Below are 3,293 nucleotides of genomic sequence, written 5' to 3'. Positions count from 1 at the left end.
CCGCCCCCCCAGACTCCAACCGCCGGTGTCCCGCTAATGGGCCGGCATGAGAAAAGGCAGGAATAGAGATGGCTAAGAAAGTTGCAGGCCAGCTCAAGCTCCAGGTTGCCGCGGGCTCGGCCACGCCGTCGCCCCCGATCGGCCCGGCGCTTGGTCAGCGCGGCATCAACATCATGGAATTCTGCAAGGCGTTCAACGCGCAGACGCAGGAGCTCGAGAAGGGGTCGCCGATCCCGGTCGTCATCACCTACTACCAGGACAAGTCGTTCACCTTCGTCATGAAGACGCCGCCGGTGAGCTACTTCCTGAAGAAGGCCGCCAACCTGAAGTCGGGCTCCAAGGAGCCGGGCAAGACCAAGGTCGGCACGATCAGCCGCGACAAGGTGCGCGCGATCGCCGAGCAGAAGATGAAGGACCTGAACGCAAACGACGTCGAGGCGGCCATGCGCATGGTCGAGGGCTCCGCCCGCTCGATGGGCCTGGAAGTGGTGGGCTAAGATCATGGCAAAGATTGCAAAGCGTGTTGCTGCGAGTCGCGAAGGCATCGATCCGAACAAGGCTTATGCGCTCTCCGAGGCGCTGCAGCTGCTCAAGGACCGGTCCAAGGTGAAGTTCGACGAGACCGTCGAGGTCTCGATGAATCTCGGTGTCGATCCGCGCCATGCCGACCAGATGGTCCGCGGCGTGGTCAACCTGCCGAACGGCACCGGCCGTTCCGTGCGTGTCGCCGTGTTCGCCCGTGGCGACAAGGCTGAGGAAGCAAAGGCCGCCGGTGCTGATATCGTTGGCGCCGAGGATCTGGTCGACATCGTCCAGAAGGGCACGATCGATTTCGATCGCTGCATCGCCACGCCGGACATGATGCCGCTGGTCGGCCGTCTGGGTAAGGTGCTCGGCCCGCGTGGCATGATGCCGAACCCGAAGGTCGGCACCGTGACCACCGACGTGGCTGCGGCCGTCAAGGCTTCGAAGGGCGGCGCCGTCGAGTTCCGCGTCGAGAAGGCCGGCATCGTCCAGGCCGGCGTCGGCAAGGTTTCGTTCGACGTCAAGGCGCTGGAAGAGAATGTCCGCGCCTTCGCCGATGCGGTGAACAGGGCCAAGCCGGCCGGCGCCAAGGGCAACTACGTCAAGAAGGTGTCGGTCACCTCGACGATGGGCCCGGGCCTGAAGCTCGACATCGCGACGCTCGCCGCGTCGTAAGTGTCGTCGGGTCGGCCCTGAGTCGACCCATGGAGAATTCCGGACCGCCGATCCGTCGGCGGCCCGGTAACCCGGGAGCCGAAAGGTTTCCGGATATCCTGTCCGAGATTGCAGGCGGCCCAACAGCCTTAATTCATGTGGGCCTGCATGAGACGGGTGAAGACCCGACAAAGGAGCGAAAGCTCCAATGAAAGGTTCGAACCGTGTTTGCCTTTTGTCAGCGCATCGCCGGCTTGCCGTCGGTGTGGCGAAAGGGGGCAGGATCCTCGAGCGTCGTTCGGGAGATCCGTTTTTGGATGGCCCGGCCGGCAAAAGGCAACCCGACTTCTGACCTCGAAAATGAGGCAGTGGTCAACTGGAGATAGGCAGTGGACAGAGCGGAAAAGCGCGAACTCGTCACGGGCCTGAATGATGCGTTCTCGAACGCGGGTTCAGTCGTCGTGGCCCACTACGCCGGTATCACCGTGGCGCAAATGAACGACCTTCGGTCGAAGATGCGCGCCGCCGGCGGCACCGTCAAAGTCGCGAAGAACCGTCTCGCCAAGATCGCTCTTCAGGGCACGGACTCCGCATCGATCATCGATCTGTTCAAGGGACAGACGCTGGTCGCTTATTCGGAGGATCCGATTGCGGCGCCGAAGGTCGCGTCCGAATTCGCCAAAGGGAATGACAAGCTGATCATTCTCGGCGGCGCGATGGGCTCGACCTCGCTCAACGCCGATGGTGTCAAGGCACTCGCCACGATGCCGTCGCTCGACGAGCTGCGCGCCAAGCTGGTTGGCATGATCGCTACGCCGGCAACCCGGATCGCCCAGATCGTCAATGCGCCCGCGGCTTCGGTCGCGCGTGTCATCGGCGCTTACGCCCGGAAGGACGAGGCGGCATGAGGCCGTTCCTCGCTGTCAACAACACACGTTCGAACCAATTGAAGGAATATCAAAATGGCTGATCTCGCGAAGATCGTAGACGACCTTTCGAGCCTGACCGTCCTCGAGGCGGCTGAGCTTTCGAAGCTCCTGGAAGAGAAGTGGGGCGTTTCGGCCGCCGCTCCGGTGGCTGTTGCCGCCGCTGCTGGTGGTGCTGCCGCTGCCGCTGCTCCGGCTGAAGAGAAGACGGAATTCGACGTCGTTCTCGCCGACGCCGGCGCCCAGAAGATCAACGTCATCAAGGAAGTCCGCGCCATCACCGGCCTTGGCCTCAAGGAAGCCAAGGACCTGGTCGAAGCGGCTCCGAAGCCGGTCAAGGAAGGCGTTTCCAAGGCCGACGCCGACAAGTTCAAGGCTCAGCTGGAAGCAGCTGGCGCCAAGGTCGAGCTGAAGTAATTAGGCGTGGGCGGACGGTCTCGCGCCGTCCGCCCCTCCCTTGGACTGAGGGAGACTTTGTTGCGCGAGGCGTTTGAAAACCTCTTTCCTGAGGGCCGAAAAGCGGCCTTCCGGAAACGGGTTTTCTCCCGTTTTAGCCGGTACCCGCCAAGCTGTTGGCAGTGCAGGCCGGAAAACAGATAGGGGCAGCCGTCGAGGCGGCCCGTTGGTGCAAGGCGAGCCGCGGCGAGGTTCGTCCCGAGTTTAGAGCTAAGGAGCGACGATGGCCCAGACCCAGACTTTCAATGGCCGCAGACGCGTACGCAAGTTCTTCGGAAAGATCCCGGAAGTTGCGGAGATGCCGAACCTGATCGAGGTTCAGAAGGCATCCTATGACCAGTTCCTGATGGTGGACGAGCCCAAGGGCGGCCGTCCGGACGAGGGACTGCAGGCCGTTTTCAAGTCGGTCTTCCCGATCTCCGACTTTTCCGGCTCCTCCATGCTGGAGTTCGTGAAGTATGAGTTCGAGGCACCGAAATTCGACGTTGACGAGTGCCGTCAGCGCGACCTGACCTATGCTGCGCCGCTCAAGGTGACGCTGCGCCTCATCGTGTTCGATATCGACGAGGATACCGGCGCGAAGTCGATCAAGGACATCAAGGAGCAGGACGTCTACATGGGCGACATGCCGCTCATGACGTCGAACGGCACCTTCATCGTCAACGGCACCGAGCGCGTCATCGTCTCGCAGATGCACCGCTCGCCGGGCGTCTTCTTCGACCATGACAAGGG

Annotated in this window: 4 protein-coding genes and 1 pseudogene; all 5 read left to right on the top strand. The window is 62.4% G+C overall.

Annotated features, from left to right (window positions below; translation table 11 throughout):
* Nucleotides 1-68: 68 nt before the first annotated feature.
* The gene (gene rplK, locus EOA27_RS28640; RefSeq protein ID WP_042642146.1) at nt 69-497 is read left to right on the top strand and encodes a 50S ribosomal protein L11; all 429 of its coding nucleotides are present in this window, start codon (nt 69-71) and stop codon (nt 495-497) included.
* A gap of 4 nt (nt 498-501) precedes the next feature.
* Complete coding sequence (gene rplA, locus EOA27_RS28635; RefSeq protein WP_126082809.1) at nt 502-1,200, top strand: 50S ribosomal protein L1; 699 nt, start codon at nt 502-504, stop codon at nt 1,198-1,200.
* Between the two features lie 368 nt (nt 1,201-1,568).
* Nucleotides 1,569-2,087 (top strand): 50S ribosomal protein L10, encoded by a 519-nt coding sequence (gene rplJ / locus EOA27_RS28630; RefSeq protein WP_126061036.1) that lies wholly within the window; start codon nt 1,569-1,571, stop codon nt 2,085-2,087.
* A gap of 54 nt (nt 2,088-2,141) precedes the next feature.
* Entirely contained in the window at nt 2,142-2,522 is a 381-nt protein-coding gene (rplL, locus tag EOA27_RS28625; protein WP_042642152.1) for a 50S ribosomal protein L7/L12, read from the top strand.
* A 262-nt stretch (nt 2,523-2,784) separates the two neighbouring features.
* Nucleotides 2,785-3,293: pseudogene (locus tag EOA27_RS28620) on the top strand (DNA-directed RNA polymerase subunit beta); the annotation flags it as partial.

Origin of the sequence: Mesorhizobium sp. M2A.F.Ca.ET.037.01.1.1 (assembly GCF_003998075.1) — a bacterium.
In the GTDB taxonomy this organism is placed as follows: domain Bacteria; phylum Pseudomonadota; class Alphaproteobacteria; order Rhizobiales; family Rhizobiaceae; genus Mesorhizobium.
The sequence above is the reverse complement of the archived record's forward strand: the minus strand, read 5'-3'. Positions and strand labels throughout refer to the sequence as shown.

Coding starts and splice junctions, on each gene's coding strand:
- rplK (WP_042642146.1), top strand. CDS start 69: ATGGCTAAGAAAGTTGCAGGCCAGCTCAAGCTCCAGGTTGCCGCGGGC.
- rplA (WP_126082809.1), top strand. CDS start 502: ATGGCAAAGATTGCAAAGCGTGTTGCTGCGAGTCGCGAAGGCATCGAT.
- rplL (WP_042642152.1), top strand. CDS start 2,142: ATGGCTGATCTCGCGAAGATCGTAGACGACCTTTCGAGCCTGACCGTC.